20 protein-coding genes are annotated in these 26,221 nt (G+C 50.8%); 5 read left to right on the top strand and 15 right to left on the bottom strand.

Annotation, left to right across the window (positions count from 1 at the left end):
* Positions 1-37 precede the first annotated feature (37 nt).
* The 5 genes from GmarT_RS26265 to GmarT_RS26245 all read right to left on the bottom strand — a co-directional run bounded on the left by GmarT_RS26265 (position 38) and on the right by GmarT_RS26245 (position 3,386).
* The gene (locus tag GmarT_RS26265) at positions 38-805 is read right to left on the bottom strand and encodes a DUF480 domain-containing protein (protein ID WP_002644577.1); all 768 of its coding nucleotides are present in this window, start codon (positions 803-805) and stop codon (positions 38-40) included.
* Between the two features lie 45 nt (positions 806-850).
* On the bottom strand, positions 851-1,735 hold the full coding sequence (locus GmarT_RS26260) for a M28 family peptidase (protein WP_002644578.1): 885 nt from the start codon (positions 1,733-1,735) through the stop codon (positions 851-853).
* Positions 1,736-1,819: 84 nt separating this feature from the next.
* Entirely contained in the window at positions 1,820-2,356 is a 537-nt protein-coding gene (locus GmarT_RS26255; RefSeq protein ID WP_002644579.1) for a tetratricopeptide repeat protein, read from the bottom strand.
* Between the two features lie 140 nt (positions 2,357-2,496).
* Positions 2,497-3,027 carry a rhodanese-like domain-containing protein gene (locus GmarT_RS26250; RefSeq protein ID WP_002644580.1) on the bottom strand — a complete coding sequence of 177 codons (531 nt, stop codon included), beginning with the start codon at positions 3,025-3,027 and terminating at the stop codon, positions 2,497-2,499.
* Positions 3,028-3,077: 50 nt separating this feature from the next.
* Entirely contained in the window at positions 3,078-3,386 is a 309-nt protein-coding gene (locus GmarT_RS26245) for an ArsR/SmtB family transcription factor (protein ID WP_002644581.1), read from the bottom strand.
* 182 nt (positions 3,387-3,568) lie between these two features.
* On the opposite strand from GmarT_RS26245, the gene GmarT_RS26240 reads away from it, so the two are divergent.
* Both GmarT_RS26240 and GmarT_RS26235 read left to right on the top strand, forming a co-directional pair.
* Positions 3,569-4,486 carry a metallophosphoesterase family protein gene (locus tag GmarT_RS26240; protein ID WP_002644582.1) on the top strand — a complete coding sequence of 306 codons (918 nt, stop codon included), beginning with the start codon at positions 3,569-3,571 and terminating at the stop codon, positions 4,484-4,486.
* Between the two features lie 114 nt (positions 4,487-4,600).
* Positions 4,601-6,070 carry an arylsulfatase gene (locus GmarT_RS26235; RefSeq protein WP_002644583.1) on the top strand — a complete coding sequence of 490 codons (1,470 nt, stop codon included), beginning with the start codon at positions 4,601-4,603 and terminating at the stop codon, positions 6,068-6,070.
* 12 nt (positions 6,071-6,082) lie between these two features.
* Here the strand turns inward: GmarT_RS26235 and GmarT_RS26230 are convergent, their stop codons facing one another.
* The 4 genes from GmarT_RS26230 to GmarT_RS26215 form a co-directional block, all read right to left on the bottom strand.
* Positions 6,083-7,297, bottom strand: a complete 1,215-nt coding sequence (locus tag GmarT_RS26230) for an SGNH/GDSL hydrolase family protein (RefSeq protein ID WP_081459390.1) — start codon at positions 7,295-7,297, stop codon at positions 6,083-6,085.
* Between the two features lie 191 nt (positions 7,298-7,488).
* Positions 7,489-8,751 (bottom strand): outer membrane protein assembly factor BamB family protein, encoded by a 1,263-nt coding sequence (locus GmarT_RS26225; protein ID WP_002644585.1) that lies wholly within the window; start codon positions 8,749-8,751, stop codon positions 7,489-7,491.
* Between the two features lie 121 nt (positions 8,752-8,872).
* Complete coding sequence (locus GmarT_RS26220; protein ID WP_002644586.1) at positions 8,873-10,351, bottom strand: sulfatase family protein; 1,479 nt, start codon at positions 10,349-10,351, stop codon at positions 8,873-8,875.
* Between the two features lie 37 nt (positions 10,352-10,388).
* Positions 10,389-11,690 carry a phenylacetate--CoA ligase family protein gene (locus GmarT_RS26215; RefSeq protein ID WP_149303442.1) on the bottom strand — a complete coding sequence of 434 codons (1,302 nt, stop codon included), beginning with the start codon at positions 11,688-11,690 and terminating at the stop codon, positions 10,389-10,391.
* A 312-nt stretch (positions 11,691-12,002) separates the two neighbouring features.
* Between GmarT_RS26215 and GmarT_RS26210 the strand changes: the two genes are divergently transcribed.
* Together GmarT_RS26210 and GmarT_RS26205 are read left to right on the top strand one after the other, a co-directional pair.
* Entirely contained in the window at positions 12,003-12,575 is a 573-nt protein-coding gene (locus GmarT_RS26210) for a hypothetical protein (protein WP_002644590.1), read from the top strand.
* A gap of 64 nt (positions 12,576-12,639) precedes the next feature.
* A complete protein-coding gene (locus tag GmarT_RS26205; RefSeq protein WP_002644591.1) occupies positions 12,640-14,568 on the top strand; it encodes a DEAD/DEAH box helicase in 1,929 nt (642 codons plus the stop codon).
* Positions 14,569-14,577: 9 nt separating this feature from the next.
* Here the strand turns inward: GmarT_RS26205 and GmarT_RS26200 are convergent, their stop codons facing one another.
* From GmarT_RS26200 to GmarT_RS26185, 4 genes are all read right to left on the bottom strand, one after another.
* Positions 14,578-15,843: an alpha/beta hydrolase family protein gene (locus tag GmarT_RS26200; protein WP_002644592.1), complete on the bottom strand. Its 1,266-nt coding sequence runs from the start codon at positions 15,841-15,843 to the stop codon at positions 14,578-14,580.
* Positions 15,844-16,058: 215 nt separating this feature from the next.
* Positions 16,059-16,493 (bottom strand): diacylglycerol kinase family protein, encoded by a 435-nt coding sequence (locus GmarT_RS26195; RefSeq protein ID WP_002644593.1) that lies wholly within the window; start codon positions 16,491-16,493, stop codon positions 16,059-16,061.
* An 11-nt stretch (positions 16,494-16,504) separates the two neighbouring features.
* The gene (locus GmarT_RS26190) at positions 16,505-19,561 is read right to left on the bottom strand and encodes an LPS-assembly protein LptD (RefSeq protein WP_002644594.1); all 3,057 of its coding nucleotides are present in this window, start codon (positions 19,559-19,561) and stop codon (positions 16,505-16,507) included.
* A 240-nt stretch (positions 19,562-19,801) separates the two neighbouring features.
* Positions 19,802-21,160, bottom strand: a complete 1,359-nt coding sequence (locus GmarT_RS26185; RefSeq protein ID WP_157158907.1) for a glycosyltransferase family 39 protein — start codon at positions 21,158-21,160, stop codon at positions 19,802-19,804.
* 468 nt (positions 21,161-21,628) lie between these two features.
* Here GmarT_RS26185 and GmarT_RS26180 point away from each other — a divergent pair, with 468 nt between their 5' ends.
* Positions 21,629-23,905, top strand: coding sequence for an efflux RND transporter permease subunit (locus tag GmarT_RS26180; RefSeq protein WP_002644596.1), 2,277 nt, complete (start codon positions 21,629-21,631; stop codon positions 23,903-23,905).
* Here the strand turns inward: GmarT_RS26180 and GmarT_RS26175 are convergent.
* Positions 23,894-25,015, bottom strand: coding sequence for a citrate/2-methylcitrate synthase (locus tag GmarT_RS26175; protein WP_002644597.1), 1,122 nt, complete (start codon positions 25,013-25,015; stop codon positions 23,894-23,896). The two genes, GmarT_RS26180 and GmarT_RS26175, sit on opposite strands and share 12 nt — an antisense overlap.
* 187 nt (positions 25,016-25,202) lie before the next feature.
* Entirely contained in the window at positions 25,203-26,159 is a 957-nt protein-coding gene (gene hemC, locus GmarT_RS26170) for a hydroxymethylbilane synthase (RefSeq protein ID WP_002644598.1), read from the bottom strand.
* Positions 26,160-26,221: the final 62 nt, after the last annotated feature.

Here is a 26,221-nt window from a genome sequence, read left to right as displayed (position 1 = left end):
GGCGGCTCAACTTGAGATAGGTTTATATATCTGGTGATTAACTACCCAGCTCCTGTTTCAGTTCGATCAACTGATGTTTCAGCTCTTCCAGCGATTGGGTGATTGTTTCAATCTCCCGCCTGAGAGACTGGTTTTCATGCTGCAGCTGTTCAATGACTGCAGAAAATTCAGATAGATCAGGTGTGGCAGCTTTCGGAGCAGCAGCGGAGGAGGAGGGCTCCCTTTCTATTGCTGCGGGTTCCTCTTCCGGGGAGTGTTCAAATCCCAGTGTCTTGCCTTCTCGCTCCTGGTACCAGTTGTGATCGACTTCGATGCCGCGACGTTCAATACTGCCATTGGATTGTACATACTTCTGATCCAGAAGTCCTTTAAATTCGTTGCGTAAATCGTCCAGTGTTTCAATGGGTACCATACGGCTGGCGCGGCCACGTAATTCTCCCATGGTCTGTCGACCACGAAGCCAGAGCTCTGTCAGTATCGCCAGTTGAGGTTCCGTGAAATTGAACCGGCGTCGCATGTAGTGGCGATATCGTTCTGTGCGACCACTGTCTGAATGAATCACTGCCACGAGCCCCATTTCCCGCAAGGTATCCAGCGTTTCAAAAACCTGAGATTCGCTGTAGTTTGAAACGGGGTCCCGGTTACTCTTCTGGTTACAACCTGTAGTGACTGCTTTCAAGGTAAGCGGGTACTGATCTGGTGTGGTAAACGCTTTCTCCAGCAATACGCCAATGACACGTCGTTGCTGTCGGGACAGTTCTGTTATATGGAGAAGCTCTTTTTCTTCCTGAGTCGTATCATTCATTTTCGATCTATATTCCCTGTCTTGTAGTAAGGTGATTCAGAGTTATCAATATCCGTTTGCCAGAATCCGTTTCGTTGATTCCAGACAGCCTTGTGAAACTTTTCCCAGAAATTCAAAGTCGAGTGTATCTACGGTATCTGTTGGCTGGTGGTAATGCGGATTTCTGAGAAAACTGGTGTCGGTAATCATTAGCGCCGGATAGCCGGCGTCCCAGAACGGGCTGTGATCGCTTAAACGGGTGGCTTGAAGCAGTTCGCCATTTTGAGGGACCTGCAATACTTCTACCGGCAGCTCTGGTACAGCTTGCATTCCGTTCTGAAATGCGGCGATCAGGTCTGTTGAATTCTGATTACCGACAACGGCGATGAAGTCTCCGGTATCCGGATACAGGCCTGCCAGATCATGGGGCAGCGTCTGACTGCCCGGTGTATGATCGCAGTATCCCAGCATTTCCAGAGAGACCATGCCGCGGAGGTCGGTCTGTTGCTGCGAACGTAACATTGCATGTTCGGCGCCCCCCAGCATGCCGTTTTCTTCCAGATCGAAGGCAACCAGTTCAATGCTCCACTGGTTTTCTGAGCCTGAAGCATCGGGTAGCAGGCGGGCCATTTCAAGCAGAGCGGCAACGGCGCTCGTATTGTCATCAGCTCCAGGTGACTCAGGGCGGGTATCGAGGTGCGCGCCGACACAGAATAAGGGTTTGTCCGGATTTGTCAGATCGGGATGCCGGGCGATCAGATTCTGACCTGACCACTGAACCAGCAGCGAATCCTGAGCTTGAAACGGATGCCGCTCCACCTGCCAGCCTGTCGCTTCCAGTTCCCGGATGACATACAGACGGGCTGTTTCCAGCGCTTCGCTTTCTGCAGGACGGATTGTTTTACACAGTTCATCGCAGTGCTGTTTCAGGCGGCGGGTGTCAATATCCATATTGATGACTTTCGATTCCCTGAGTGGCCCGTTGGAAGCAGGACCGGTCTTATTGACCGATTGACCCTATTGACTGAAATCATACTAAGTATTCTGGGACGTTTTATTCTCAGCAGATTCTACTACGAACCGGAAGTCTTTGTCACTCCGCAGAGAATCGAAGTCTGGTTCATCATGAATTAATTTTATTAATCCGGGCTCCATCCGCAACGAACGCCCCAGCCAGGAGATCGCTTTTACTTTATCTCCCGCCAGGGTGAAATAACAGGAGAGGTTATACAGGACGACAGGCTCGTCTGCATGATGTTGATACGCTTCCTCCATGATTGAGATCGCAGCTGACAACTGGTCGGTCCGTTTGAAACACCAGGCCATACCCATCAGGGTCGTCAGGTTTTCTGAATCTTTATCGTAAGCATGCTGATATGCGTCTAAAGCTTCCTGGTAGTGGGTCGCCAGTTGCTGGGCCTGCCCCAGCAGTCGATAGTATTTTTCCGAATCTCGATCTGCTGCAGTAATGCGGGACAGTTCTCGCAAAGCCTGTTCCGGCATCTCAAGGATCAGATAACCTTCCGCGGCATTCAGGTACCGTTTGGGGCGAGAAGCAGGCAGAATAACCATAGAAAATCCTGAAGATAAATGAAAAAACCTCTGCCTGTATTTTACTGGAACAGGCAGAGGTTTTTCTATTGCATCTGAGGTGATATTTTGTGGGTTCTATTAATTCATCGCACGCGCTCCTCGCTTCAGTATTATCGGCATTAAGCACGGTTCCATGGCATTTTTGCCAGGATCATCGCCATGCCACAGGTATCGGTAATTCCTGCGAACATCAGACCAGCACCCACGAATGCAGAAAGTCCGCTGAACCAGGGATTCACAAACATACCTAACAGGGCTCCTGTCAGAACCAGAAATCCAGCGGCAATACGTACCTGCCGTTCCAGTGAGATCGTCTTTTTTCCACGATTCACAGGCAAACCTTCTGCCTCCCATGCTTTGGTGCCCCCTTCTACGCTGATGACGTTGACGAAACCGGCATCGATCAGTTTCTGGCAGGCTTTGGAAGAACGGTTCCCGCTCTGGCAGATCAGGTATACCGGGTCAGCCCCGTTTCCATTGACCCGGTCTTTGATTTGTTCCGCGGTCAGTTGATCCAGTGGAATATTGACGGCAATGGGTGCATGGACTTCCCGGAATTCAGCCGGCGTTCGAACATCGATCAGGTAAACTGCTTTATCCTGTTGTTTTTTTGCCAGGACGTCAGGTTTAATTGTTTGAATATCTGCCATTTCAAAGCCTCGTTATGTCGCAATTATACGATATGTTGTTCTAAAAAAACTCAATTCTCAAAAAAACGGCCTTCGATGCAGTCCATAATTTTGTTCAGATGAGGTTCTGCAATCCGGTAATAAACGTTTCGGCCTTCCCGTTCGCTGACGAAAAAACCGCAACGCTGCATCAGCCGTAAATGCTCTGAAGCCACATTACTGGGAATTCCGCAATCTTCAGCAAGTTCTCCAACGGTATAACGCCCGCGCAACAGTAACTGCACAATGCGGATCCGTGCGGGATGCGCCAGAACTTTCAGGCACTCGGCAGCCTGTTCCAGTGCTGCGCCATTATATTCGGGTGTTTCTTTCAATTTCATAATTCATTGACCTCATGTATATAATATCGTGATGTTACGACATGTCAATGAGGGTTTTTTGATTTTTTGTGCAGCAGCAGTGGAAACTGAAATTCGTCATCTGGACATTGTAACTTAACAAATATCAGTCACAATAGAGACTTAAGTCGAAATTTCAATTGCCGCATGAAAGAGGTCGTAACATGAAACTGCAGTCTCAGTCCCCGATCAAATCTCTGGGGAGACGAGCGTTCCTGAAAAATGGCGCTTTGGTACTGTCTGGCCTGACTTTTCCAGCTCTGGGTCGCCAGGTGTCTGGTGCCTTCGATACGAACCAACGGGGCGCGGTACGCATTGGACTGGTCACTGATCTGCATTATGCAGACAAACCTCCTGCTGGTTCACGTCATTATCGTGAAACACTGGCTAAGTTGAAGGAAGCCGCCACACAGTTTCATAACGATCGACCTGATTTTGTGGTCTTTCAGGGGGATCTGATCGATTCCGGCAAATCTCTGGCGCAGGAAAAAACACACTTGCAAACAGTGGTCAAAGCGATTTCTGCGATACCGTTCCCCAAATATTATGTATTAGGAAATCATTGCGTCGATCAGTTGACGAAAAATGAGTTTCTGCAGGGAGTCGGGCAGAAAGAGTCGTTCTACTCATTCGATCGGAACGGCTATCATTTTGTCGTGCTGGACTCCTGTTTCAAAAGCGATGGCACCCCTTATGGTCGCAAGAATTTTAAATGGACCGATGCGAATATCCCGTCGGAAGAATTGTCCTGGCTGCAGGTTGATCTGAAACAAACGATGCTTCCCACGATTGTTTTTGCACATCAACCGCTCGATCTGAAAGATACAGATGCCCACGCAGTCAAAAATTCTTCGAAAGTGCGTAACGTTCTGGAACAGTCGGGCAAAGTCACTGCCGTCTTTCAGGGGCACAGTCATCACAACAAATATTCCGAAATTAAAGGCATCCATTACTGCACCCTGGTTGCGATGGTGGAAGGCTCCGGGCTGGATAACAATGGGTACAGTTCACTGGATGTTTATGAAGACGGTTCCCTGGTCTTGAACGGGTTTCGTAAACAAAAGGATTACCACTGGTCCTGAAGAGCCGCGTGGTAAGTCGTGTCGGAACAGGTATTGTTGCGATCTCGGCGTTGCTCTGTATAAGATAGAGTCTGGATTTTACCCACCCTTGACCGATCCATCCAGGAGCCAGTGATGCACCGCTTTGCCAGACTTTTCTTTGTGCTTATTTTCTGCCTCAGTTTCATGAGCGTTAACAGGGAAAGTGACGCAGCTGCATTCCAGCGGGAACCGAATGTTATTTTTATCATTGCCGATGACCTGGGCTATAACGAACTGGGATGTTACGGACAGAAGTGGATCAAAACACCGAACATTGATCGCATTGCCAAAGAGGGAATTCGCTTCACGCAGTTTTATTCAGGCAACGCGGTCTGTGCACCCTCCCGATGTAATCTGCTGACAGGTAAGCACCCCGGTCATGCCTATGTACGCAATAACGGCAAACCCGAATATGTTCAGAATATGAAAGAAGAGCAGGGCTGGAGTTTTCCCGGTCAGCATCCGATTCCCGATGCGGAGGTCACGATTGCTGAAATGCTCAAGCAGAAAAACTATGCCACCGCGGCAATGGGCAAATGGGGACTGGGGCATTTCGGAACCACCGGCGATCCCAATCAACAGGGCTTCGATCTGTTTTATGGTTTTAACTGCCAGGTGCATGCACACAATCACTACCCCGTTTTTTTATGGCGGAATCACACAAAAGAGACTCTGCCTGGAAATGATCGAACGTTATACGGCGAGACTCATTCGCAGGATAAATTTGTAGAGAACGGACTGGCTTTCATCCGTGAACATCAGCAGGATCCCTTCTTTCTCTATCTGCCGTTCGCGATACCTCATCTGGCGATTCAGTCACCGGAAAAGTATGTCGCAGAATACAAAGGCATAATTCCTGAAGAAGAATACAAGCATAAAGGCTACATCAAACACCCGCATCCCCGCGCTGGTTACGCCGCCATGATTACCCAGATGGATGACGGGGTGGGACAGATCATGGCTCTACTCAAAGAGCTTAAGCTGGATGACAATACGATTGTTTTCTTTACGTCTGACAACGGGCCGACTTATAATCGACTGGGAGGATCAGACTCTGAATTCTTCGAATCAGCTGGACCCTGGCGCGGTTTCAAAGGGAGTCTCTATGAAGGCGGAATTCGCGTGCCTCTGGTAGCGCGCTGGCCGGGACATTTTCCAGCGGGCCAGGTCACCGATCATCTGTCAGCATTCTGGGATGTCATGCCAACCATCGCCGATCTGACGGGAACCAAGGCGCCTGCCGACATTGATGGCATCAGTTTTGTGCCGACATTGGAAGGCCACCCCGATCAGCAAAAACAGCATGAGTACCTCTATTGGGAATTTCCCGCCTACACCGGGCAGCAGGCGGTGCATCTGGGCGACTGGAAAGGCATTCGTCAGAATCTGCTCAAGAAAAAACCACAAATGAAAATTGAACTTTACAACCTCAAAACAGATCCCGGCGAGCAGCACGACGTTGCAGAGCAACATCCGGAAGTGGTGGCCCGAATCAAAACGATTATGAAAACGGGACGCACGCCTTCCCAGATGTTTCCCTTTCCGGCGTTGGATCAGCAGTAACTTAACTGGAGATTACTTCGCGTTCTCCTGTTTCGAAACTTCCTTGATCCAGCAGAACAGGCTGTTACCAATCTGCTGATAGCCACTCGCAGCTGGATGAACGGCGTTGTTCTGGCGTACCGTTTCTTCTGTGGTCTGTGCGTTCCGGGGGACTTTGACGGCAGGGTAATTATGGGCACAATCCAGATTAATATGTGTGGGAACCAGGAAAATCTGCTGGTCGGTTTTATCGCCGAAATGTTTTGACATCTGTTCCACCACATAATGCTGATTGCGTTTATATTGCCAGCGTGTCTGGCCGCGACCATTGGTGGTGCCAAATGCATCTTGCGATGCTGCAGGGGGGACGGGTAACATCAGTCCGATTTTTGTTTTCGGATTGAAATCGTGAATCATCTTCACCAGGATGTTGAGGTGCTTGACCATGGTGTCTGTCCGCTCCCCGATGGTTTCATCGGTGGCTGAATAGACGTCATTGGGACCGAGGAAAATCGTTACCAGATCAGGGGCTTTCCCGTCGTTAAATTCTTTACAGTAGCGGGGGAAATCGAGTTCGGGTTTTCCATCTTCACCTGCATAGAGAAACGGGCTGCCTCGTTCTCGGTAATATCCCTGGCGGGCGTTCTCTTTAAAATGAGTTGCAAAGCGGACTGCAGTCCAGCCTCCATATCCTTCATGCTGGACTCCCTCCTCGTCTTTCGGATTGTGAGAGCCGATCAGTTTCAGATTGGGGCCCTGAAAATTCTGGCTGAGCTGGCGGACATGACGAGGGTAGATAGAATTGTGTGTCAGGCTATCGCCGATCATCAGTATACTCACCGGTTTGTTTTTACCGGCGGCGGTTGGGACCACACGCAATCGGGAGTCCTGACTGGCGATGATCTCATTGTTCTGGTCTATGACATTCAGCGTGAATTTATAGTCGCCGATTTCTTTTTCATCGGGAGTATAGGTCCAGCGTTCCTGCTGCAGATGACCACGGTTGCAATGCACGTCGAAAACGTAGTTCGCAGGATTGATGCTCAAGGAAACATTATCGAAATAGACACTGGTTTCAATACCAGGGACTGCATAGATGATTGGAGGCAGAACCAGTCGGAGGGGATCTTTGGCCTCCGTTTTGGTTTCCGGTTCCGTCGTTGCTTTTTCCTCGCTAGCGGGTGTGGGATACAGCGGAGTAAACAGAACTAATGTCAGCAGCAAGCTAAGTGTGAATCTTGTGTTCATGTGAGTTCCATCATAGAGGCAGAATATCGTTTGAATTACTTTAATTTCATTGAAGCGACTGAAACCAGAGGCTGACAACTCATCGCTGTGTTACTGCAGGTTTCTTAGTTTCATTAAGTCGAGGGCAGTTTCGAAAAAAGAGGGACAGGAGAAATACCTGTCCCTCTAAGCGTCAAATGATCCAGGCCGTTTTATTTTTTACCGATGCAGTAAATTTTGTCGGTCATCTTCAAGTAGATTTTACCATCAGAAAAGATTGGAGTCGCCAGTGCGAATCCTTCGAGCGGATTTTCAGAAACCAGTTTGAACTGATCTCCCTGTTCCAGAACAAAAGTCGTGCCATCTTCGCGGGTCACATAGATATGTCCATCAGCGAGGATTGGAGAGGCGCTGAATTTATTGCTGTTTCTGGGTAGTCGATCCCCCCAGATTTTTTTACCGGTTTTGACATCAAAACAGAGGACCGATCCTTTTTTATCCGAACAGACATAGAAACGTCCATTGATTGCAGCAGGAGTAGGGACATCTGTGAATTCATTTTCTTCTTCAATGGTCCAGGCAACATGTGATTTTGTAACATCGCCGCTGCCACCCAGTTTAATTCCGGTCAGGGAACCACCCCGTGCATAGGGGGCAATCAGATAACCATCGCTGACGACAGGCGACGAGATGGAACGGAAGTATTTGTGCTGAGTCGGATTCAATCCACCCACCTGCCAGATCTGTTTTCCGGTCTGGGCATCGTGAGCCGTGACATGGTCTGCTCCGAGAACATAAATAATCTCTTTTCCATCCTGATTCACGACAACGGGGGTGGAATAACTCTGACTTGCTTCTTCCGGTGCATCCAGATTGCGATCCTGTTTCCAGACTTCTTTTCCGGTCGCTTTGTCGAAAGCAACGATGTAAGAGTTGTCGCTCTGCATGCAGGCGATGACGACCAGATTGTTCGTCAGTACGGGGGAAGTTCCCAGGTCCCACCAGAGGGTGTCTTCGCCGTAAGTTTTCTGCAGGTTTTTCTGCCAGACGATCTTGCCTTCCCGATTCAGGCAGGCGAGGTCACCACTTTTGAAATAGGCGAAAACAAACTGGTCATCGACTACAGGAGACGGGCTGCTGCCACTCCCTTTCTTGTGTTTCCCGGCGCGTGCAGTGCCGAATTCAGTGGTCCATTTTTTCTTACCCGAATTCTTATTTAGGCAAAGGACTTCATTCTTTTCATCTGTTGCGGTGGTCAGAAACAGATCATCGCCCCAGATTACGGGAGTGGAACCACTGACTCCCGGAAACGCAACTTCCCAGAGAATATTTTTATTACTGTTCCAGGAGACAGGATAGCCGGAACCTTCCGCGACGCCATTAGAAGTCGGTCCACGCCAGCCTGGCCAGTTACCGGCAAAAGTTGTGGAGGAGAGAAGCAGAGAAAGAGTAAGGGTTGCCAGTAAAGCTTTCATTTTTATTACCTCTGACTATGTGAATCTTATTGTGAATCGAGTTAGGTGAGCAATTCAGATTTATGGCTGGAATCATTTACAGGGTGAGACCACCGATTATAGCATGAACTGAAAACAGATTTCATTCAGAATCGAAGTATTTTTTCACGATCCAGTCAGGTTGATGCTGGTCGGGTTTCCGTTTTCGACCCGTCAGATCGATGGCTTCCGGCTTGGGATGCTCAGATGTGAGCGGCTGTTTGTCGTCTGTTCTTTTCTGCCATTCTTTCAACTCAGCCAGCATTTTCTTAATGCGTTCCTGCTGCTCCGGATGTTCGGACAGGTCTTTTAGTTCGTGTCGATCTTCTTTGAGATCAAACAGTTGTGTCTTATCAATCTGTGGATAGCGAATCAGTTTCCAGCGCTCATCACGGACAGCCCGCATCAGGTCTTCATAAGTGGTAAAGAGCGTGTCGCGAACCCGCTCAGATTTTCCCCGCCAGATGGGAGCCAGGTCAGAACCTTCCACACCTGAGGGAACCTGTATTTGAGTCAATTCACAGACGGTCGGAAAAATGTCATACAGGTAAACCAGTGCGTCGCTGGATTTGTTCATGGGGATGCCGGGGCCTTTAAAGATCAACGGTGATTTCATGCTGTGCTCATACAGGTTCTGTTTCCCGAGCAAGCCATGGCTTCCCAGTGCCAGCCCATGATCAGAAGAGAAAATCACAATCGTATTCTTATCGAGGTCTTTGTCTTTCAATGTCTGCAGGATGCGGCCGATCTGTGTATCCATATGAGTGATCATTCCATAATATTCCGCGAGCTGCTCGCGCACGATTTCCGGTTGGCGAGGCCAGCCTGTCAGCGCTTCATCCCGACCGGTTAACCAGCCATTATTAAAGGGATGCTGTGGCATGAAGTTTTTGGGCAGCGGGGGGGGACTGTTTTCATAAACCTTCATCGCTGTTTCTGGCGGCATTCGCGGATCATGGGGAGCAGTGAATGCCACATACGCGTAGAAGGGTTTTTCTGCAGGCTGCTGCTTCAAAAAATCAACGGCGGCATCAACGAAGAGCTCACTCGAAAACTTCTTACCTGTCCGTTTATTTTCAAACTTTCCCTCTTTCAGGTCGACCACAGGTACTTTCAGATGATTTGACATTCCCCCGATAAATGCAGCGGTCCCGGTCGTAAAACTTTTCTGGAAAGAATCGCGGTGATTGTGCCATTTACCCGTGCCAAAGGTTTCATATCCCGCCTGCTTCAATAACTGCGGAAGTGTGATGACTCCTTTCAGGTCCATGGGAACATGGTAAAGCGAGCGACCACTGTTCAACATCGCGCGACTCGGCTGGCAGACGGCACCGTGAATCGATCCCATACAGTATGCGTTGCGAAAATTGAAGCCCGCTTTTACCAGCTGATCCAGATTCGGAGTCTGAATGTGGGGATTGTCATAGGCTGCGACAGCGTCAGCCCGCTGATCATCACTGAAAAGAAACAGAATATTAGGACGTTCCGGCTTCTCCGCAGCAGTTGATATCTGACTGAGTGAAATAAGAGAGCAGGATATAATCAGTAGGAAAAGGAATAAAATTCGCAGATGAGCTGTCATGGAAAGTTCCTGTATTAAATTGATCTCGTCATCGAGATCAGTCTATTTTGAAGAAGCGGCGGCCTTTGAGTTCGAAGCGGGGCAAAGCACCGGGAGCAACTGTAATCACTTCCGCATTGAAGTTCAGTCGATCCTTGATCGCATGGCTGACGTCGTGAACTAACCGTTGAGGATCTGCAGCAGCGGAATCAGTCGGTTCCAGTTCAATCTTCATGTGCTGCATTGAACGAATCGTGCGGACTTCGATCCGGTATTCGGCAATCCGATCAAAGGTTCGCAGGATCGCTTCCAGGCTGGAGGGGAAGACGTTATTGCCACGAATAATGACCATGTCATCCGCGCGTCCCAGGATGCCTCCTTTTAATCGCAGCAAAGCACGACCGGAAGGGCAGGGGGAAGTGTCTTCGGAAACCAGGTCCCCCGTACGATAACGAATCAGAGGCGAACCAATCCGCCCCAGGTTGGTGATGATCAATTCGCCCTGTTCCCCGGGAGCCACCGGTTCCAGTGTGTCTGAGTTGACGATTTCCGCGATGCATTCCGTTTCCAGAATATTCAGACTCCCCGGACTCTCCAGCGGTTCAATTCCCAGTGCCCCAATTTCGGTCATGCCCCAGTGATCAAAGACCCTTGCCCCCCAGGCCTGACCGATGCGGAGTTTGGTTGCTTCAATATTACCCCCTGGTTCGCCAGCGACGACCAGTGCCCGCACGCGACTGGCGGCGAGATTGATGTTTTCTGCTTCGGCGACTTCTGCCAGTCGCAATGCATAAGTGGGAGTGCAACAGACAGCAGTGATTTTGTTATCGAGAATCATTTGCAGCCGGGCTTCGCTACCCATGCCACCTCCGGCCAGGCAGAAATTTCCACGACGTGTTGCGCCTTCAAAGGCAGCCCAGAATCCGACAAAGGGACCAAACGAAAAGGGGAAAAAGAGTCGGTCTTCCGGGTACAGGCCGACCATGCGATAGATCTGTGCCCAGCATTCACTAAACCAGTCCCAGCTGGCTTTGGTATCCAGCCAGCGCATGGGTGAGCCGGTGGTTCCCGATGTCTGATGCATGCGGGTGTAATTCTCAACTGGATAAGTCAGGTTCGTGCCATAAGGTGCGTGGGCCATATGATCTTCCACCAGTTCCGATTTGGTGGTGATCGGCAATTTCTGCAGGTCGGACAGACTCTGTATCGAATTGACATCGACGCCTGCTGCTGACCATTTCTTCTGCCAGAACTGATTGGTGGTAGAGACCTCTTTCACAAGATGTTGCAGGCGTTGTAGTTGGCGTGCCTGTAAGGCCTCCCGGTTCAGGTTTTCCGGCTCGGTAACTGGTGCATTCATTTTCGTATTAACTCAGCGGGCTGGGGGGAGCTTCAAAAGTGGAGATTCATGGTTCTCCCTTATTCTGCCGCAACTTGAGTGAATTTCCAACCTAAAGAGCAATCTGCGCTAGAAAATATCCACCGGAATTCAAACGTTCCCCATTCTGGAACCGTTTGATATTTAAAGGGTTATTGAAGTGAAACTATCTAACACGACCATTACAACAAGCACTCAAGTCAGAAATTATGAAGGACGATGATATCGATACAGTAGGCTGTCCTGATTATCGAAAGAGATACGGTTCAGGTGAGAATCAGGATCGTCTGATCATTGACGACAACAGAAGAAATGACATCTGGAGACGAGGACTTTATGGGAGCGGATGGCGGTAGCAAAGAGTTGAAACTGGGGTTCCTGACAACGATTGAATGTCCCGATGGCTCACTGATCGGGGGTTTGCTGGTGACGAACCATTTTGGCAGACCTTTAGAATTTCAATGCACAACTCCTGTCAAACCTAACCGGACTCAGGAAGTGTTGTATGGTCCCACCCTGGTTCCATTCCTGCTGGGAGAGGTGATCGGTCAGACGCTCGTAGAAAAAATGAATGTCAAACCCAACCTGATTCTGATTGAACAGGAACAGGCAATGGAACTGCAGAATCATATTTCCATACCAGTTGCCATTCTGACCGATGTGGAACAGATCGTCGAAGAAAATTCCACCTTCATCAGTGAGCAGATTGGCAAGAACCGTTTACGTTTTGATGCGGGTCACCAGACCGGAAGAACAGCAATTGAGACAACCAGCCGAAATATCCCTACGGATGCCGACCTGGGCGAACCATTTGAGCGAGTGCGTGAAGCCTTAAACGAAGCGGTGAAAATGGGATCATCCCGTTAAACCGACGTTCGAACGATGGTATTAAAACAAGCTGATCAGACTTCCTTCCCAAACAGGCAGATACGTGGATTTTTCAGAGACAGACATTCAAAATCAACAACAGTCAGAAGTGACAACCGGCCATTCCGGTGGCCCTCATTTTCTTCCACCCGCTGAGAACCCTGCTCAGGCAACGATTACAGACGCAGATCGCTGGCAGATCAGGCAGCAGATCAGTAGTGAATCGACTTCCCTGGCTGTGACGGCAGCAGTTTTTGCTTCGGGCATGAATGGCGCGCTCACCCGCAAATTCAACCTGGAAACAACGGCACTGGCATTACTGGAAAAAGCTGGCCTGCAACCCAAATGGAAACCGACAAGGCCCCGCGTCAAAACGTTTGGGATGACCTTTCCAGATGGCATGGAGTTTATGCCTCCCAAAGAAGAAAAAGAAAGCGGTACGGAACTCAGTCAGATAGAAGGTCCCAAAGCCGCGAGTTCTGAAACGGGTGAGCGCAAAAAAAGTACGAGGCTCAAGCCTCCTGCCAATGCGCTGTCGCTGGAAGACCGTCTGTTTTATCTGCTGCAGCCACCGCTGCAGTCGTGGCTGGCCGGTCAGGAACTGATCATGCCGTTTGAGCCCTTCCCCTATCAATACGAGGGGATCGCCTGGCTGTTTTCACAGAAGTCGGCCTTGCTGGCAGATGAAATGGGTCTGGGGAAAACCATGCAGACAATCACCGGTGTGCGACTGTTATTGCGCAGTGGGCAGGTGCGCCGCATTCTGCTGGTTTGTCCCAAACCGCTGATTCCCAACTGGCAGCGTGAATTTAAGTTCTGGGCGGAAGAATTGCCGGTAACAGTAGTGCAAGGTGATACCGCCCGCCGGAGAATGATCTGGGAGATGCCAAACACGCCGATCCTGATCGCCAATTATGAATCGATGGCGCGTGATTTCGAAACGATGGGGGAAGAAAACTTACCCCGTTTTGATCTGGTTGTTCTCGACGAAGCACAACGCATCAAAAACCGGGATTCCCGCACGGCAGAAGTCGCTCGTTCCATACCCCGTAAACGGAGCTGGGCTCTCACAGGAACGCCGATCGAAAATCGGCACGAAGAGATGTCGTCGTTATTTGAATGGATGGAAATTATTCCCCCACGAGGCACACCCGATTTGAGACAGTTGCAGGTGCTTTCCAAAGAATTCATTTTGCGTCGTACTAAAGACCTGGTGATGACCGATCTGCCGCCGCGGCTGGACCGGCCCGCGTATCTGGATCTGAACCCGGCGCAACAACATGCCTACGAGACAGCTGAAAAAGATGGTGTAATCCAGTTGAATGAGATGGGCGATTCCATCACCGTCCAGCACGTGTTTGAACTGGTTTTACGACTCAAACAGATCACTAACTTTGATCCGGTAACCGGGGACAGTTGTAAGCTGGATCGCCTGGAAGCAGATATGGAAGAGATTGCCGCCAGCGGTGGTAAAGCCATTCTGTTCAGCCAATGGACGAAACCCCTGGACTTCATGGCAAAACGTTTAGAGCGGTTTGGGACGCTCGTTTATCATGGAGGAATTCCCACAAAGCAGCGCGAGCCGATCCTGGATCAGTTCAAGCATGATCCGGATTCACACCTGCTGTTGATGAGTTATGGTACCGGGGCCGTCGGCCTGAATCTGCAGTTTGCCGGTTATGTCTTCCTGTTTGATCGCTGGTGGAATCCGGCGATTGAAGACCAGGCAATCAACCGGGCACATCGGATTGGACAGAAAACACAGGTGATCGTGACGAAATTTGTCTGTAATAATACGATTGAAGAGCGGATCGACATGGTCCTCGAACAGAAACGGGAACTCTTCCGTTCCATTCTGGGAGATGGCGATACCACTTGTGAATCACGGAGTCTGACCGCTTCCGAAATATTCGGACTGTTTGACCTGAAGCAGAAAAAGGGGGACGTGACAAAAAAAATCGCCCCCCAGGTTCCCGGAAAATCCGCTGCCTGATTCAACTGGTTATTGCCTTGATACCAGCGGGCTGGATGTCATGGCGTCTGCTTCATCGGTCACGTTGATGAACCAGATTTTCGTTTCAGCGGGCGGAGCAGGACCTGTGATTCTGGTCCCATCGACTTCCAGGGGAATGGATTGCCATTTTCGTTCCGGATTCGGGCCGGCATCTGTTGTGTAGTTGAGTACGGCAGTTTTGATTTTGACAGGCTCAGCCAGTTCCGCTGTGACTTTGCCGTCTTTAACAGCAGGGTTTAGTACGACAGGTAGCGGAGTCTGTTTTTTCAGGTACTGGTCCACAAACCTGGTGATTTCAACAGGTTTCCAGCCAGCCGGATGACTGTGACCCATTTTAACTTCAATCCGAATATTGCGAGGTGTGTCTTTGGGGACAGCCTCATAGCTTTTCTGATAGGCACTGAGCCAATAGGCAAAGTCGTTCGTACCATTCACAAACAGAATCGGCATTTGAACTGCTTTCAGATACTGGCCCGGATCGTAGAGTTGCATCCAGCGCTTGCTGTCCTCAGTCGGCAGTTTGTTAATGGATGATTCAAAAACAGAATGGTCATTCAGAAATCCGCAACCGTAAACGGGTACGGCGGCATCGAAACGGTTATCCAGTCCCGCGACAATGCAGGTCAGATAGCCTCCCCAGGAGATACCGGTGACAGCGGTATGGTCCTTGTCTACTTCGGGAAAGGAGCGAATCAGAGAATGTGCCAGAATCGCATTCGCAGGAGCGTGGTAGCACCAGTGTTCTGACTGGTCATCTTTCACCGCCTCGAATTTCTCTTTATGAGACTGATCAGGACCGCCTGCTTCCAGGCGATTTCGGTGCTTGCGATCATGTGGATTTTTTCCATCCAGCGGCTGCGATCCTGCCAGATCCATTGCGATTGCCGCGTACCCTTTCTGAGCCCATAACTCGGCCCACTCGCGAAAGGCTGTGCCACCACCGCCATGAATCAAAACAATACCGGGATACTTTTTATCCTGGGGTTCCTCGGGATTGAGTGTCGCCGGTGATGCGTAAAAAGCAAATACCTTTGTTGGTTTGCCACGATATTCCAGACCCTGATACATCAGTGATCTGACCGGAGACTTTTCGTCGATCCATTCAAATTCTGGCGATTTGCTGAGGGCCTGCAAATCCCAGGGTGTTGTTTCCGGCAACCGAGGATCAGGCTGGATAACATCTTCTGCCGCCATTAATCCAGTGGCAGTGATCAGAAATAGCATAAGAACTTTGGAGCTGTGAACGAGCTGCATGATCGTACCTGTCAAATATCAAATATGGGAAAAGTGTGTGAACCATGATTATCAATGACAGAATCGACAGACGCAAGCGTACGATTTCAGGAATAGGGGATGTGACCTGTGACAAAGCTCAGACTGGACGGTGTCTCGTTTTATTGTAACGTCTCCAAGACCATTTGGACCGGGTATAATGGATCGAGAGACGCTATGGTTAAATGCGATGTGCTTTAGAACAGCAGGCGATACAGGGCTGATCCGAAAACGATGGCGATTGTGATAATCGAACCGATGATGCTGACACCGACTGCCGCCGTACCCGCTTTGAAAGTGTTTTGAGACTCTGCAGGCAGATGTTTGCCGAGGATGCTCCAGATCGATTTTAAAACCTGGTTGAACATCTGGGCGCAGAGTACGGTTGTCATCGACAGAATCAGAATTGCCCAGTGTGTCGCAGACAATCCCAGTAATGTCGCAGCCGCAATGACAGCACTGCCGACGAAAAAGTGAATAAAGAATGTGCTGTCCAGCCTGATGCCAAATTTAATACCACTTTCGACATCAATCAGACGCTGTCTCCATTCGGAACGATATTTATCAGATTCCGCTGCAGATGTCGTTTGCCGTTGAAAAGGTTTGACTTGAGTATTCTGTGATTTGATCACTGTCCCGATTCCTATTGTGAAGCAGTGTTACCTAAAATTGAAGATAAATCAGCAGGCCCGCCACCAAAATTTCCGAACCGAGGCATGATGGTCAGACCGATACCGGCGTTTCCGGTACTCTGATTATAAGACATGCCCAGACTCGTGATAAAATCGGCACCCGTTCGAGTGAGCGAAAGTATCTGACCGCGATTGACATTTTCTCCCAGGTCATAAGCAGTACTGATGCCCGCACTCCATTTCTGGCTCATGACGTAATTCAGACCGGCTGATAAAATCTGGCTGTCCAGATCGGCGCCCCCTTTAATCTGTTGCAAAGCTACATTGACTGACAGACGATTCGTACGCTGACTGGTGAGTGATACATCCCAGAGCTGCTGTGCACCATCAAAGACATCATAGTAGGCATTAGCTGCCAGCGTGGTTCGATCTCCGAGGAACCATTGATAATGTCCACCCAGCAGTCCAAAGTCTTCGCCAAAGTTATCTCGATCTGCATCCGGGAAGTAAGACGCTTCCAGGTCCAGTGTCATCCAGTCCTTGGTACGCATGCGATCGGGAGGACCGGTTTTGGTCTGCAGTCGATGTCGCCATGCCATGCGAAGCACCTGCTGATCGTCAACCAGTTCATAATAAGGATCTGTGACACCGCGGCCGGCTCCCGTACGAACGGCATAAAAACGTGGATCAAACTGAGGTGGTAGAACTCCACCAAAGGTGTTGATCACCAGGCGTTCGCGGAACATTTCCTGAGCGTTGTCATCAAATTCATTGTACTGGGCGATCCCGGACAGGTTTTCGCTGGCATCGCTGAAAGAGTAATCTGCTTCCAGCACCATTTTATGTGCCAGTCCATTCAGATTGAAATAAGGATTATAAACATCCGGGAAGATACGCTCTGCCATAATACTGCCGCGCAGACCGGCAGAACCGTAGAGGCGGTCAATCTGTTGCTGTTGCAGACCCTGTTCCCAGTAAGCTGCTTCACCCATCACATACGGAGTCAGAATAACTGGCCCCAGGTTGAATGGCGCTTCCAGCTGGTTACGAGTCATCGCCACCAGCCCCTGTGAGTCGGCAATGAAGGGCAGGGGAGTGAAAACATCCTGTTGAGGATTATAAGGTGCAGAACCCGGCTTCAGTTTTCCATAACCGACTGAGGAATGCGAAGTCCAGTTCACCAGGTTTCCAAACAGTGGCTCACCCAGCAGGAACAGATCTGCTTTAGGCAGCCAGTCTGTTGTGTTTTCGTAGCCATTCAGTTTTGTTCTGCCAATGACCGACCAGGACCAGTTGTCCTGTTGCTGCTTGAGATGTAATAATGTTTCCACATCTTTACGGTTATTGAAATCGGATTGAAAATATTCCTGTTGAAAGTTCCTGTCCGAGAACAGGCCGGCTTCACTGCTCAACGTCATGCCGAATGGAGAAGTCTGTCGGTGCTGATGATTCAGGAAATAACGGTCTTTGGTTGAGGGAACAAGATCGCGGCGGTCCAGACCCAGGTTATCGGTACCACTGTCGTGGATGTAAAACGCTTCTGCGTTTCCGCTGAATATATTGTCAAAGCCAAACAGGTTGGCTCCCTGGTAATTGCCGGACTGTCCGATCCCGACGCCTCGATACGAATAGTAATCGACCTGACCTTCCCATTTCGTACCCTCTGGTCGTTCGAGCCCCAGCAGCTTGAACATATCCCATTCCGTTTCGACCTGGAAACCAAAGATGCGGTCGTTTCCGAATCGCAATCCGGTGATCGGGAAATAAATGTCTTCCGCCGGGCTGGAGACATACGGCAAGTAGAACAGTGGTACGTTACCAATCTCAAAAGTATTGTTGGAACTTGTCAACCAGGCACGTTTCTCAGGCATCGGTTGCCCCGTGATCGGGTCTAGTTCAGCAGAACCTGACCCCAGCCAGGGTGTCGTATAGCGGTCTTCGATAAAGACATCTGAAGATTGAATTTTGTAGCCTGGTTTTCCAAACTGGCTGCCTGTGGCCCATGCATTCTGTGCGAGGTATGCGCCTTTTGAGAGCTGACGAATCTGACTGGCCCTGACCCTGATATCTTCACCCAGTTCAGGAAGCCGGGTTTTCAGTTCTGCATCCAGCATCACGGCCCGTTCTTCCCGGGCGTCATAAAAAGCACGGTTCGCTTTGAGGAAATAGGTGCCCTGACGAATTTCGATGTTCCCTTCGAGATAAATTTCAAAGGGAGTTTCTTTAGACTGTCTGATTTCAGAATTGAAGTTCTGAGTATTCCGCCCGTCTGTCCAGATGATGATCCGGTCAGCGGACATATCAACCATTTCCAGGCCCTCCACGCCATCAATCAGAAGATTCACTCCCCCGGTAATCACCCAGATCTGTTCCGGGGGAACGGTGTGAGTCGACGGAAAACTCTGGACGTTGTAGGGGACCGCGCTGCGGGGGAAGAGTCGAATTCTACGAAAATCGGTAACGATTTCCTGTTCTGGAATCGGACTTAATTCAGGACCTTCAAGGGGAGGCTTCTCGACAATAAACTGGGCACGTTTCAGTTGATGATCGTGAGGTATTCCCCGTCTCTCGATGGCGCGATTCAAAACGGGGTCATCAGGTGCTGTTGTAATTCGGGCGGGGCGTCTGAAGTCCTGCTTCAGCCCGTTTTGTGTAACCAGGTTGACCAGCAGGCTGTTTTCTGTTTTGGATTCACCAGGCAGATCGACGCGCACTTCGCCTTCCATGTAAACCGAGATGCGATCGGTCTGTCGCGTTTTTCGATGCCAGATCACCATCTGTCTGGAGCGCAGAGTTGCCTCGCCCTGCTGGATGCGGCAGTTGCCTTTCAGAATCGAGACACTGACAAAATCTTCTTCCCACTGCTGCGAGTACTCTGCGGAGATGGCAATCGACTCTTTTTCCGAAGGTTCATATTCCGGTTCTTCATAGGATGCTTTCGGGGCGCCGAAGAAACTGGTCTGAGCAGGCGCAACCGTCACCGGTCCGCCAAGCAATGTTAAGAAAACAATTACCTGCCAGATGCGATGCGAAACATACCGGGGTACGGAATTGATCTCGCCCGACACGGGCACTCCTGAAGTGATAACCGGGTAGGTCAATCTTCTGTTGAAGGGAAATGCTAGGGAAAGGAATACGCTCTGGTGCTAAATTCAAAGTAGACAGAGTGTAACGAATTGAGGTCAGTTGACTTAACTCCGTCCACTGGACCGGGATAAATGGGCGCGGATTATAGGTCGATTTCTGAAAGAGTGTCAATAACAATCGCTGCTCCGAAACCGCTTGGCAAACCGTTATAAATCATTGTCTTATAACGTGTTGTGGCTTTCGTGTTCTCTTGGCTCAGTGGGTTTCCTGAATTTCAGAAAATCAGCAGATTTTGACCAGCCATAAACACTCAGCAAGGCGATTGCCGGCACCAGTGGTGCCCGCATTCTCATGTTGGTCCAATAGAAAAGATGGACCACCGTAAAGCTGACAATGAGCCAGAGAAATGGTTCCCAGGCTGGCTCTCTCTTCCAGATTAACAGCAGACACCCCCCCAAAGCGCCAGTCAGTATCAGAAAATAGTAACCTGTGACCCCCCAGCCTATCAGAGGCTTCGACTCGACCAGCGCACTGTTCAGCGGGCTGAAATTCCAGAAGCGTCTCAATCTGAGCAGACAGGACTGTACAAACAGGGAGGGCTGCGCTGCGATATTGGCCTTCGCCCGTTGATACATCCACTGATCACGTTCCTGCTCACTCTTCACAGGGGGAACTGTTGCCTCAAGATCACGCTCCAGGCTTTTCTGCCAGGCATCCAGGCTCTCGCCCGACCAGACCGTGCCCCAGGGTTGTTGAACCACTTCCTCATAGAACACCGGATTATTTCCCAGCAGCAACGTATATCCCCCATGGGTCGTTGTCAGAATCGGGGCGTGAAAAACCACGAGATTCCGTATCAGCCAGGGCGAGATCGCAATCAGAATTCCCGCTGACAGGTACGTCAGTTGACGCCATGCATGTCCTGTTGGCTGTGTTTTCAGGAAGCGTTTGAAGACGGTCGCACAAAGCCGCGTCAGGAACCAGAGCCCCAGGAAAGCGAGATAAGTCGGTCGGCACAGAATGGCCAGGCCCCAGACCAGACCGGTCGTGAATGTGATTGCAGACATATTCCTGGTCTCTGGCTGTGTTTGTTCTTCCGTCAACTGGTACACCAGCATGAAGAGCAACAGGCTGGAGAGAAACGCAGACAGCACTTCTGTCATTGAAAACGACGTATATTGCAGCAATACCGGATCGGTCGCCACTACCGCGGCAGCGACCAGCGCCCCGACGGGCATTTGCAATCGCAGACCGGTTTTCCATGTGAACCAGACGGTGAGCACCCCCAGCAGCACCTGCATCATCCCTACACCCAGACTCCCCGCATTCACATAATAGAGGGCTGCCAGCAGGCAGGGATATAAAGGTGGACGAAATGCCGTCGGCTTGATGTCCTGTCCCTCATCAGCCCGACTCGATGTGAAACCATGTCCCGCAGCCAGGTTCCGGGCAATTGCGATGTAGGCATCCCGGTCTTCCTGCAGCTGATCGCTCTGCAGCACCACCATCGTCAGACGCAGACCGCCAGCCAGAAGCAGAATCAGCAGCAGAGCGGTCGTTAAGAATCCGGGTTTTGTCACAAACATCAATCCCAAGAGGCGTAAACAGCGGTTCCAGAGTCTGTCTGCATGATTATTACGTTTTCCAGAGCAGGTACTTTGGTTCCCAAGGTTAAGCTGACACGACAGTTAACCACGGGGGCTGCATCAAGTATGCAGGTCTCGTACGTCAGAAACAAGGGGGCACTCCAGGACTGAGATGGGGTTTTGTAAGATTTCTAGCGACTGTAAGGACGGAGTGTGAGTGCGGCGCGGAATGATTCGGATATCTGGAAATATCGATGCTGATGGTTCTGAAGTATTCAGGTTGGAAAAAATCAACACGTTGTAAAAAACGGACACTTTGTAATGAAATCATGATTACTGTGAGCTATAGTTCGACAAGAGCAGATGGGTTGCGTGTGCATCGGAAGTATTCCTGTATCATAGCAATGGGCCGAATTGTTTCGTATTGAATGCCAGACAGGCAGCAGGATATGGTCTTTCCTTATGAGTAGTCACCCGCAGCGCTGGCTGGAATCATTCGTTGACAGACTCTACAAACTGCGCTGGATTCTCCTGCTGATATTTATGGCCCTCACCGGGCTGTCTATCTATCCCGCTTCTCAGCTCTCGTTTGAACAGTCGATCGAATCGCTCTACGCGAAAGATGATCCACACCTGCTTGATTACCTGGAAAGCAAACGCCTGTTCGGCGGCGATGAATTTGTCTTCGTCGCGTATACCACGCCTGACCTGCTTGAGCCAGAAGGGCTTCTTGAAGTTCGCCGATTCTCGCAGGATCTCAGTAAAGTTCCCGGCGTGAATGCGGAAGTCACCCAGAACCTCGCTGATGCGCTCTCGCCTCCCAAACTCAACTTCTTTCTCCGCGCCCTGATTAGAAGAAAACAGGATGAGATGACTGAACTCTTCCGCGGCGTACTGATCGGCGATGATAACCAGACGACCGCCATCGCACTCAGGCTGCTGCCCGAAGAGGATTCTCCGGTTTCCCGTGGAGAAACATTCCGTCGTATTCGTCAACTGGCTGAGGGACACACGCCTCAAGCCTACGTCGTCGGCGAGCCCGTGCAGGTGCACGATATGTTCCGCTACGTCGAAGAAGACGGCAACATCCTGTTCAAAGTATCGCTCAACCTGCTGGCGCTGGTTCTGTTTCTACTGTTCCGACGACTGCGGTGGGTCATGCTGCCGCTGCTGGTGGTGATCTGCTCGATTCTCTGGACCGAAGCGATCCTCGTACTGGGACACTTTCAACTCAGCATGGTCAGTTCCATGCTGAATTCACTGGTGACGATTATCGGCATCGCGACAGTGACACACGTTGCAGTCCATTTCCAGGAACTGCAGCGCAATAACGTCTCGCGACCACGGGCCATTCGCCAGACGATGGTCGAACTCCTGCCCGCAATATTCTGGACCTGCGCCACCACGGCCGCCGGCTTCGCATCACTGCTCTCCAGTGAAATCGCACCGGTTCGCAGCTTCGGGATTATGATGGCCTTAGGGACCATGATGGTTCTGATCGCAGCCACCGTTTTACTCCCCGGCGGAATTTCACTCGGTTCTCTCAGTGCACCCCTCAAACACTCTTCCGAGCAGGGGCTGGAACGCATCCTCAAAAAAGTCTGTCTGGGAACAGAGCATTATCCTCGACTGATTCTCTCGGGAACCGTTCTGTTCGTCCTGTTCGCCGCCGTAGGCTTCTCCCGCCTGAAAGTAGAAACCGATTTCAGCAAGAACTTTCGCGACTCCAGTGATATCGTGCAGGCACTCAATTTTGTGGAAACACGACTCGGAGGCGCTTCGACCTGGGAAGTCAATTTCCCGGCTCCTCCGAAACTGAACGAAGAGTATCTCGACCGGGTCCGTGCACTGGCCAGCGATCTGCAACAGGCCAATCCTCCAGGTAAGCAACAGTTGACCAAGGTGATTTCGATTACCGATACTCTGGATTTCATACCGAAAATCCCGTTCGCCTCTGATCCAATACAGTCCAAACTCGATTCCATCAAAAGCCTGCAGCCCGATTTTGAAAGCAGTCTGTATAATTCCGAGAAAGGGAGAATGCGAATTGTGCTTCGGGCACTGGAACGTCAGTCTGCAGAAGAAAAACTCTCTCTCATCGCTAAAGTCGATGCACTGGCTAAGAAACATTTTCCCGGTTCGAAGGTCACTGAAAAAACGGATGCTGCTGATGTGAAAACCGTCGAACCCGGTAAAGCCGCCGGCATCTTTATCCTGCTGGCGTATCTGATCGACAGCCTGCTGAACGATCAACTCTTCAGCTTTCTACTCGCGGGAACCAGCATTCTGGCAATGATGACGATTGCCTTTCGCAGTCTCAAAATCGGCATCATCTCCATGATTCCCAATCTGTTCCCCATCGTGCTGGTGGTCGGAGCGATGGGCTGGTTCAACCTGCCACTCAATATCGGCACCGCTATGATTGCCAGTGTTTCGATGGGGTTAACGACCGATTCCAGCATCCACTTTATCACGGGCTTTCTGCGAGAACGTTCGCGGGGCGCTTCGGTCGTTGATGCGATTCGGCGGACTCACCGCGGGGTGGGCCGGGCGATCATCTTTGCAACCTGCGCGCTGGTGGCCGGCTTCAGCGTGCTCACGCTTTCACACTTTATTCCGCTGATCTATTTCGGTGCCCTGGTCAGTGTTGCCATGCTCGGCGGGATGCTCGGATCGCTGGTCCTGCTGCCTATTCTCTTGCGGCTGTTTTATAAAGACAAAGTCGAATCAGCTGCGTAACGGCAGTGGCGTGTATTTTCTCTGGTCCATGCCCACATAGCGGGACAGTGGCTGGTACAGGTGATTATTCTCACTTTGCTCAACAATATGAGCCACCCAGCCAACCAGTCGTGAAACAGAGAAAATCGGAGTGAACAGGTCCGGCTCAAAACCCAGGTAATGCAACAGCCGACTTGCGTACCATTCTACCCGGGGATGGACCTTTTGAATTTTTCCCATGATCTCTTCAATGGTGTCAGCAGCGTTTTCCATCTCGTTCTGGCCCAATGCGTCTGCCAGCTGAACACAATACGATTTCAGAACCGCAGAACGGGGATCGCGGGGCTTGTGATGCGAGTTTTCAAATCCCAGCACACGGCGTCCCTTGGTAATTTCCTGACAAACCCATTCCTCGGCGTTGCCCGATTGTATTGCTTCCTGCAGGACATCCAGCACGCCCGTTCCGCAACTGCAGTGCAACTGGCCATTGATGGAACCGATGGCAGAGCAGATCGCAGAGTACAGCGGGCTACCCGTTGAAGCCACCACGCGCGCGGCAAATGTGGAAGGAGACAATCCGAAGTCGGCATAAATGATCAGGGCGGCATTAAATGCTTCTTCTTCCAGCTGCGAAGGTTCATCCCCTTTCAGCATACACCAGAAGCTGCCTGCATAAGAGTGATGAAAGTTCGGTTCGACCAGACGGGAACCACGCACCTGGTGATATCGATACGAAATCAACTGAGGCAGCATCGCCAGCAGGTATTGCGCATTGGAAACTTCCGACTGGAAGACCCCATATTCCATTTGCGGATCAAAGTGCGCCAGCAGGCTCACGCCACTGCGAATCACTTCCATCATGTCGATGTGGGGAGGGATTGCCTCGACCGCCGCCATCACAGGCTGAGGCAGGGAGCCTGTCTCAATCAGCAGAGTCTGAAAATCAGCCAGTTGTTCGTGGCTGGGCAACTCGCCGTGCAGCAGCAGGTAGGCAACTTCGATGAAGGCCGCTCCTCGCGCCAGTTCATCAATCGGGTAACCCCGATAAGTCAATCCTTCCTGAATCTGAGAGATCTCAGTTTCGGTAGCAACGATCCCGGATAAGCCGGGGCGATAAGGGTGACGTTCCATGTCTGGATCCTTCCGCACTTCCTGATTACGTTATAGAGAGGCAGTCCATTTCTGATCAGAGTATAACGCATCTGCCCCGCAGAATCGACATATGATACACAGCGATTTCTCTAAGAATAGGGAAATAATTTACAGGTCTTATTTCAGCCTTGACGTCACTTGGAACAGTGAACCGCTGGCAGAGAATTCAGGACTCTTCGGTTCCGGTAATCAATCGGCCTGCACCATCTGCCAGCAATGCTTTCGCGACCTTCACACCGATGTCTGCCGCTTCAGTAAGCGAACCGGTAACCGAAGCACAAATTCGTTCCACTCCATCCGCGCTCAGCACAACCGCTTCCAGGGTCAACTGGTCGACGGTCGTCTGGGACAGACTTCCAATCGGGGCATGACAGCCGGCTCTCAGGTGAGCCAGCAGGCTTCGTTCTGCCGTGGTCGCTGCCTGTGTGGGTGGATCGGACAACCCGGCCAGCAGTGCGGCGGTCTCCTCGTCGTCTGCACGACATTCGATTCCCAAGGCGCCCTGGCCGACAGCAGGATAAACCTCCGGAGGTTGTAGCAGCAGGGAAGCCCGTTGTTCAAGTAATTCAAGACGCACCATACCGGCTTCTGCCAGGCAGAGGGCATCGTATTCTCCCGCGTCCAGTTTTTTGAGACGGGTTTCCACATTGCCGCGTACTTCCAGCATCTGCAGATCACTTCGCTGATGCAGCAGCTGTGCGCGTCTCCGCAGACTGCCTGTGCCGATCCTCGCGTCGTCAGCCAGATCGGTAATGTGCTCCACCGCTTCCGATCCCTGCGGAAAAATCAGCACATCGTAGAGGGGCCCCCGTTCCGGGATGCCTGCCAACTGTAAACCGGGCGCCTGTTCTGTTGGCAGATCCTTTAAACTATGTACAGCAAGATCTGCGCGACCATCCAGTACCGCTTTCTGTACTTCGCGGGTAAAGACACCCAGTCCGCCGAATTCTGAGAGTGGGGACGTCAGATCGCGGTCCCCTTCCGAAGTGATGTGTACAATTTCAATCGGACGTTCGCTGCTCTGCTTTTTCAGTAGATCCGAAACATAGTAAGCCTGCCACAGCGCCAGGTTGCTGGCACGGGTTGCAATCCGTAAAGGACGTTTTTCAGACGACTGGTCCATCACTCCACTTTCCACTATTACTCAAAACTAGGTACGATTGAAATCTCAGTCACCAGGCCGGT

Source organism: Gimesia maris, assembly GCF_008298035.1.
Taxonomy (GTDB): Bacteria; Planctomycetota; Planctomycetia; order Planctomycetales; family Planctomycetaceae; genus Gimesia; species Gimesia maris.
Note: the sequence above shows the minus strand (reverse complement) of the source record. Positions and strands in the feature narration are given on the sequence as shown.

Bases quoted from the DNA above. Each gene is read 5' to 3' on its own strand.
- GmarT_RS26255 (WP_002644579.1), bottom strand. From the start codon at position 2,356: ATGGTTATTCTGCCTGCTTCTCGCCCCAAACGGTACCTGAATGCCGCG.
- GmarT_RS26240 (WP_002644582.1), top strand. From the start codon at position 3,569: ATGAAACTGCAGTCTCAGTCCCCGATCAAATCTCTGGGGAGACGAGCG.
- GmarT_RS26230 (WP_081459390.1), bottom strand. From the start codon at position 7,297: ATGAACACAAGATTCACACTTAGCTTGCTGCTGACATTAGTTCTGTTT.
- hemC (WP_002644598.1), bottom strand. From the start codon at position 26,159: ATGGACCAGTCGTCTGAAAAACGTCCTTTACGGATTGCAACCCGTGCC.
- GmarT_RS26235 (WP_002644583.1), top strand. From the start codon at position 4,601: ATGCACCGCTTTGCCAGACTTTTCTTTGTGCTTATTTTCTGCCTCAGT.
- GmarT_RS26200 (WP_002644592.1), bottom strand. From the start codon at position 15,843: ATGCAGCTCGTTCACAGCTCCAAAGTTCTTATGCTATTTCTGATCACT.
- GmarT_RS26245 (WP_002644581.1), bottom strand. From the start codon at position 3,386: ATGAAATTGAAAGAAACACCCGAATATAATGGCGCAGCACTGGAACAG.
- GmarT_RS26260 (WP_002644578.1), bottom strand. From the start codon at position 1,735: ATGGATATTGACACCCGCCGCCTGAAACAGCACTGCGATGAACTGTGT.
- GmarT_RS26265 (WP_002644577.1), bottom strand. From the start codon at position 805: ATGAATGATACGACTCAGGAAGAAAAAGAGCTTCTCCATATAACAGAA.
- GmarT_RS26220 (WP_002644586.1), bottom strand. From the start codon at position 10,351: ATGACAGCTCATCTGCGAATTTTATTCCTTTTCCTACTGATTATATCC.
- GmarT_RS26175 (WP_002644597.1), bottom strand. From the start codon at position 25,015: ATGGAACGTCACCCTTATCGCCCCGGCTTATCCGGGATCGTTGCTACC.
- GmarT_RS26250 (WP_002644580.1), bottom strand. From the start codon at position 3,027: ATGGCAGATATTCAAACAATTAAACCTGACGTCCTGGCAAAAAAACAA.
- GmarT_RS26225 (WP_002644585.1), bottom strand. From the start codon at position 8,751: ATGAAAGCTTTACTGGCAACCCTTACTCTTTCTCTGCTTCTCTCCTCC.
- GmarT_RS26215 (WP_149303442.1), bottom strand. From the start codon at position 11,690: ATGAATGCACCAGTTACCGAGCCGGAAAACCTGAACCGGGAGGCCTTA.
- GmarT_RS26180 (WP_002644596.1), top strand. From the start codon at position 21,629: ATGAGTAGTCACCCGCAGCGCTGGCTGGAATCATTCGTTGACAGACTC.